This is a genomic window from Mesorhizobium sp. M7A.F.Ca.CA.002.04.1.1 (genome assembly GCF_004022805.1).
GTDB classification, from domain to species: Bacteria; Pseudomonadota; Alphaproteobacteria; order Rhizobiales; family Rhizobiaceae; genus Mesorhizobium; species Mesorhizobium ciceri.
Window position 1 is genome coordinate 1 of the sequence record NZ_RZPL01000323.1, and the last position, 6,115, is coordinate 6,115.

Annotated in this window: 6 protein-coding genes; 1 reads left to right on the top strand and 5 read right to left on the bottom strand. The window is 62.2% G+C overall.

The window, feature by feature from the left end; translation table 11 throughout:
* Window positions 1-62: 62 nt before the first annotated feature.
* The 3 genes from ENZ75_RS17665 to ENZ75_RS17675 form a co-directional block, all read right to left on the bottom strand.
* Window positions 63-971: a DMT family transporter gene (locus ENZ75_RS17665; protein WP_013532538.1), complete on the bottom strand. Its 909-nt coding sequence runs from the start codon at window positions 969-971 to the stop codon at window positions 63-65.
* A 60-nt stretch (window positions 972-1,031) separates the two neighbouring features.
* Window positions 1,032-1,919 (bottom strand): DMT family transporter, encoded by an 888-nt coding sequence (locus tag ENZ75_RS17670; RefSeq protein ID WP_013532537.1) that lies wholly within the window; start codon window positions 1,917-1,919, stop codon window positions 1,032-1,034.
* A 178-nt stretch (window positions 1,920-2,097) separates the two neighbouring features.
* Window positions 2,098-3,615 carry an alpha/beta hydrolase gene (locus ENZ75_RS17675; protein WP_013532536.1) on the bottom strand — a complete coding sequence of 506 codons (1,518 nt, stop codon included), beginning with the start codon at window positions 3,613-3,615 and terminating at the stop codon, window positions 2,098-2,100.
* Window positions 3,616-3,832: 217 nt separating this feature from the next.
* On the opposite strand from ENZ75_RS17675, the gene ENZ75_RS17680 reads away from it, so the two are divergent.
* Complete coding sequence (locus tag ENZ75_RS17680; RefSeq protein ID WP_013532535.1) at window positions 3,833-4,582, top strand: LuxR family transcriptional regulator; 750 nt, start codon at window positions 3,833-3,835, stop codon at window positions 4,580-4,582.
* A 109-nt stretch (window positions 4,583-4,691) separates the two neighbouring features.
* On the opposite strand, the gene ENZ75_RS17685 is transcribed toward ENZ75_RS17680, so the two are convergent.
* Window positions 4,692-5,786 (bottom strand): polyamine ABC transporter substrate-binding protein, encoded by a 1,095-nt coding sequence (locus ENZ75_RS17685; RefSeq protein ID WP_013532534.1) that lies wholly within the window; start codon window positions 5,784-5,786, stop codon window positions 4,692-4,694.
* Between the two features lie 45 nt (window positions 5,787-5,831).
* Window positions 5,832-6,115 (bottom strand): agmatine deiminase family protein (locus ENZ75_RS17690; protein WP_206617054.1); only part of this gene is annotated, 284 nt, incomplete at its 5' end.

Genomic DNA, 6,115 nt, shown 5'->3' on the forward strand with positions numbered 1-6,115 from the left:
GGATGGCCCGTCGCAGCAATAATGCCTGACCCGGATGATGGTTCCATGACTGTGTCGCTTTTTTAAGAAATATTTGACGCCATGCGTTGCGAGCGCGCCATCAGCCAATCCCGCCCCGCATGGGCGAACACTGCGGTGAGCACGACGGCGCCGCCGATCATGCTGGCGGCTGGTGCAATCTCGCCCAGGAACAGGAAGGCAAACAGGATCGCGAACGGCACTTCGGCCGAACCGAGAAGCCCGGATTCGGCCGGCGGGATGAGTCGTGCGCCCTCCGTCCACAGGATCGAGGACAGCGCGAAGGACGCGCCGAAAGTGGTGAGCAGAACGGCATCTCTCGGCGAAACCGCCAGCGGATCGGTGACGAACCAACCGAGCACGAACAACAGGAATGCCGACACCGCACCGGCCCACACCACGGGCGTGTCGCGGAAGGCGCGAACCATGATCATGTAAAGGCCGCTGCCGATGGTCATCAGCAGTGCCAGTCCGTCGCCGAACAGATTGCCGGTGCCGAAGCCGGACCAGACCATGATCGCCACGCCGCACAGCGACACTGCGGCGGCGACCATCGTCTGCAACCGGAAGGGTTCGCGCGTCAGAACCCAGGCCAGCAGCGCCGTGACGAAAGGTGCTGTGGCATAGATGACAGCGACATTGGCGACGAAGGTGAACTTGAACGCCGAGATGAAAGCGATGCTGGCCAGCGCGCCTTCCACCGCCAGCAGCCAGCCGCGCCAGCCAAGCCGCAGGGTCTCACGCCCACCGGAACGGTGACGCCGCCACAGCACATAGAAGCTGATCAGGATCGCGCCGACAAAGCCGCGCCAGCAGATGATGGTCAACGGGTCGGCGTGGATTGATTTCGTCAGCACGCCCGTCAGGGCGAAGACGGCGGCTGAGGACGACACCAGGATGATGCCGAGTGTCCGCTCCGCGGCGGTGTCGGTGGCGGCTGCAATCTCAGTCATGCCGCCAGCCTACGCCGCTTGGTCCTGACATCGTAGCGTCAGCAATCATGGCCATGCACATCATAGCCGTTTGCGGAAATGCTCGGTGCCGACGATCAGCAGGCCGGCGGCGACGATCAGCGCAGCGCCCAGGAAAACTTCGCGGCGCGGCACGTCGCCCCAGATCGCAAAGCCGAGTGCGAATGCCCACAATAGCGAGGTGTATTCCAGCGGCGCGAGAACCGAGGCCGGCGTGCGCTTCATGCCTTCGAAGAGAAGATACTGCGCCAGGCCGCCGAGTGCGCCGACGCTGGCAAGCAGCAGCAGCTGGGTCCAGTCGGGTGTCCGCCACCAAAGCAACGCCGGCACCGCCGAAAACAGCAGGAAATAGAAATTGTTGAGCAGGAGCTGGATCATCGAGCGCTCGGCAAGGGCGGTCCTGCGCAAGAGCACGATGGCGATGCCCCACAAGAAGGCGGCCGCCAGCACCAGCAGCACCGGCACGGACAGGCCGAGATGGGTCGGATCGCAAGCGATGAACACGCCGGCAAAGCCGATCAGCACCGCCAGCCAGCGCAGCATCGGCACTTTTTCGCCGAGCAGGAACACCGAAAGCACGGTGACGATGATCGGGGCCGCGTAATAAACGGTGGTCAGTTCGGCGAGCTGCAGGCTGCGCGCGGCGTTGTAGTAGCAGAGCCACGCAGCAAGCGTGAAGGCACTGCGCACCAGCATCGGCCGCACGATCGGCGAGCGCATCGTGTCGGCAAACAGCTGTCGTCCGCCGATCGCCGCGCACGCGCCCAGAATGGTGATGCTGCGGAAGAACATGATCTGCCAGACGCTCATGCCGACGACCAGCAGCTTGATCGAAGCATCCTGTGTCGAAAACAGCAGATAGGCCGCACCGGTCAGCAGGATGCCTGCAAGAACCCGCTCGCGTGTTTCGAGAATGGCGATATCGGCCATAAGGCGCGTGGGACCAAATTTGCCGGAGCGGCAGAAATGCTGTGAGGAGCGACACAAGGGAGCCGTGAATTCAACTCCCTTGGTACCAAGCTATACGGGCGAAAACCCCTGCGGCGCTACGCCAGTCCGGTGCTTATATTGGGGCACGGGTCCATGGCGAGCTGCACTGTCGCCAAGCCTACTGCGTCGCCTGATAAAGCTCCGAAGCGGCTTCTTTCAGCGCGCGCCGGCCGTCGGACCTGAAATACATCATGTGCCCGCCCTCGACGACATCGAGACGGATGGGCTTGGCATTGGCGAGCGACGGGATCTGGCTCACCAGGTAGCGCGAGGCGAGGTAAGGTGTCACCAGATCGGTGTAGCCGTTAACGATCACGACGCCGAGCGAAGGGTTCAGCGAGCGTGCGCGCTGCAGATCGTCCATCACCCCGGCATAGCCTTGCCGCGAGGCGCCGGTCCCGTAATCCCAATTGTGGCTGATTTCGCCATTGAGCAGCCGATAGCTGACATCGGTGCGAAAATGCAGTTCGTCGCTGATATAGCCGACGAATGCCGACGTCAGCGCCGGCACGCTGCGGTCGAGCACCGGATCCGGGCCGGCGATGCGGGCGCTCTCGGGCGCGATGTCGGCCGTGCCGATCGTGGCGTCATAGGGGCTGAGCACCTTGCCGCTGGCGCGGGCGAACTCCCTTGCGAACAGGCCGGTGGGGATGCGGGCGGAGTTCCGCTGCACCAGGTCGAGCGGCAGGCCGGTGATGTCAGCCACGCGTTGGCTGGCCAGCCGCCTGCCTTGCTCCAGTCCGCTGGTGATTGCCGTGAGGTAATCGCCCATCGCATAATGTTCGACGTCTGCCAGCTTCTCCCGCAACGCGTCGCCGCTGACGCCTTCGGCGCGCAGGCGCACCGCAGCCAGTGAAGGCAGTTCGAGCGCCCAATGCAGCGGCTCGAATTCGTCGGGCTGCACCAGCGTGAACTCCAGCGCCGGCGAGATCAGCACGATGCCGTTCGGACTGATGCCGATATCTTCCTGCAACGTCCTGGCGAGCAGCGCTGCGCGGAACCCGCCATAGCTTTCGCCGGCGAGGAACAGTGGCGACCCGGTGCGGCCGTTCTGCGCGAGATAGAGCCGGATGAAGGCGCCTATCGAGCTGGCATCCTGGTTTACGCCCCAGAAATCGCGCGTGTCCTGCCCCGGTGCCTCGCGGCTATAGCCTGTTCCCACCGGATCGACGAAGACGAGATCGGTCATGTCGAGCCAGCTGTCCGGATTGTCGATCAGTCTTTGCGGTGACGGCAGGAATTCGCCGTCGGCTCCCGTCGCGATTATCCGTGGACCGAGTGCGCCGATATGCAGATAGGCGGACGCTGCTCCAGGGCCGCCGTTGAACACGAAGGTGATCGGCCGCTGCTGGTCTTTGGCCCCGCTTGCCGGCGGCTCCAGTGTGTAGGCGACGTAGAAGATCTCCGCCGTGACGTCGCCCTTGCCCGATAGCAGCGACAGGGTCGCCGCCTTTGCCTGGTAATCCAGCTTGCGCCCGGCCAGCGTGATCGAATGGTTGGTGGTCTGCGGCGGCGGCAGCAGGGATAGCACGCCGCCCGAGGGCGCCGGCCGCTCCGCCGTTTCAGCCAGGACGGGCTGCGCCAGGACGGCGAGCATCGGCAGGATAAGGCAGATCAGTTTCAATTTGACCGGCATGATGGCTCCGCGACAACGACTCCCGCATAGGTATGGCCGAGAGGGTCGAAGTCAAAGGAAATGGCTGATTTGAACTTGCAACGGCTTGCGCTAGAGCCGGATGATTTCAGGTCGATCGACCTGAAATCTGAATCCGGCTCTAAATCAAACAGATGGAGCATGATGCCGTCCGAAAACCGCTTCACACTTTTCGGCATCATGCCTAGTATGAATTGGAATGCAGTCGAACCTTTCCCTCGATCAGTTTGGGCGCTGGAGCGGCGGTGTCGCCGCTGCGGCCGTTGCCGTGACACCCGAAGAATTGTCGGCTCGCTTCACGGCAGCGGCGAGCGAGTTGCTTGGCTCCGACCGCGCCTATGTCGGCTTTTACCGTCGCGACATCACATCCCTGACCATCGACGATGCCGGTCCCGATCGCTGGAACCGCGACTACGATGCACGACTGTATCGCCAGGATCCCTTCTTCCAGAGGTTCGCCAGCACAAGGCAGGATTTCCTGTTGCCGCTGTCGGCACTCCGCAATGGCGACTTCCAGCGGACTCCCTACTATCGCGAATTCTTCGGCCCTTCCGACAGTTTCGACGAGATCACCGGCGTGTTCAATCTCGACCGGCTGACCGCTGGCTATGTCACTTTTCTCAGGCGAAACGGGGCAGAACCGTTTGGCGAGCAGGATCTGGCGACGGCTTGCGCGGCAAGCAGCGCGACAAGGCTCATTTTGGAAAGATTGCTCCATCTGTGCCGCTTCCGGCACAAGGGCGCCGCAATCGGTGACGCTCGCTCGCGGCTGAGCAGGCGCGAGACCGAGATTGCGCGGCATCTGGTCGATGGTGGCAACGCCAAGACGATTTCGCGATGCCTCGCCATCTCGCCCGGGACCGTCCGCAACCACATCAAGCAGATCTATCGCAAGCTCGGTGTGCACTCCCAGGTCGAGTTGCTGGCGGCCATCCGCGAAGCCGCTTGAGCCTGACGGCTTCCGCCCGGCTCTGTCTTTTTGCTTTGACGCAATTCCCAAGGGAAAGCGCTACGCGCTTTTCCCGGGAAAACCGCTGCGCACTTTTTCTGGAATTGCTCTATTGTCCCGTCACGATGCGCGTCCACATGCGGTTTTGGGATCGCAGCAGCTTTGGGTCGTTGTTGTCCACCACGAACAGTTTGGCCTTCACGGCATCAGGCGGAAAGACGCCGGGGTCGCTGGCTATGGCCTTGTCCATCAGCGGCAGGGACTCCGGTATCGCATTGGCGTAGGAGACATAGCTGGAATTGGCCGCGGCGATATCGGGCCGCAGATTGAAGTTGATCCAGGCCTGGGCGTTGTCGGGATGCGGCGCATCTTTCGGTACCGCCATCGTATCGAAGTTGATGAGCGTGCCTTCTTTGGGGATGGAATAGGCGATCTCCAGCTTCTTCACGGATTCCGCCGCACGGGTCCTTGCCTGGAGTATGTCGCCCGACCAGCCCAACACCACACAGATGTCACCGTTGGCGAGGTCGTTGATGTATTTCGACGAATGGAAATAGCGGATGTAGGGCCGCACCTTGACCAGCAGGTCCTCGACCTTGGCGAGGTCGTCGGGACTGGTCGATTTGGGGTTGATGTGAAGGTAGTTCATCGCCATCGGGATGACTTCAGCCGGCGCATCGATGATAGCTACACCGCAATCGGACAGCTTCTTGACCACATCGACGTCGAAGACCATGGCGAAGGAATCTGTCGGCCCGTCCGGCAGCCGCTGCTTCACCGCAGCGACGTTGTAGCCAATGCCGTCGGTGACCGCCATATAGGGCACTGCATGCAGGTTCTGCGGGTCGGCGCCGGCGATCAGCGCGAGGGCTTGCGGATCGATCTTCGAGTGGTTGGCAAGCTTCGATTTGTCGAGTTCCAGGAAAGCCCCTGCTTTCACCTGGTTCTTGAGGAACGGATAGGCTGAAGGGTAGACCACGTCATATCCGGAGCCGCCGGTGAGCAGCTTGGTCTCAAGCACCTCGTTGCCGTCATAGACGTCGTAACGAACCTTGATTCCCGTTTCCTTCTCGAATTTCTCGGCCGTGTCCGGCGCGATGTAGTCGGACCAGTTGTAGACGTTGACGATCTTTTCCTCGTCCGCCGAAGCCGCATTTGCGCAGACGCCGCAGGCAAGCAGGGTTGAGAAGATCAGAGCGCGCATGAATGTCCTCCGTTTTCGCTATGTGTTCTCGGCATGCTCCGTCCCTCAACGTCGTTGCGGGGCATAGACCGGCAAGGTGATGCAGGCGACATTGCCGCCGCCCAGCAGGATCTCTCGCGAGTTTTCGATGCCGACTATTCGGTGGTCGGGAAACAGCTCGGCCAGCGTCCGCTTGGCCTTCACATCGAGATCGCAGCCGAACTGCGGCACCACCACGACGCTGTTGCCCGGATAGTAGTTGATGTAGCTCGCCGCGATCCGGTTTCCGGCCGGTCGCGCCCAGGTCGAATCCAGCCGGTCCACGCTGTCGCTTTCTTCCGGCGTCATCT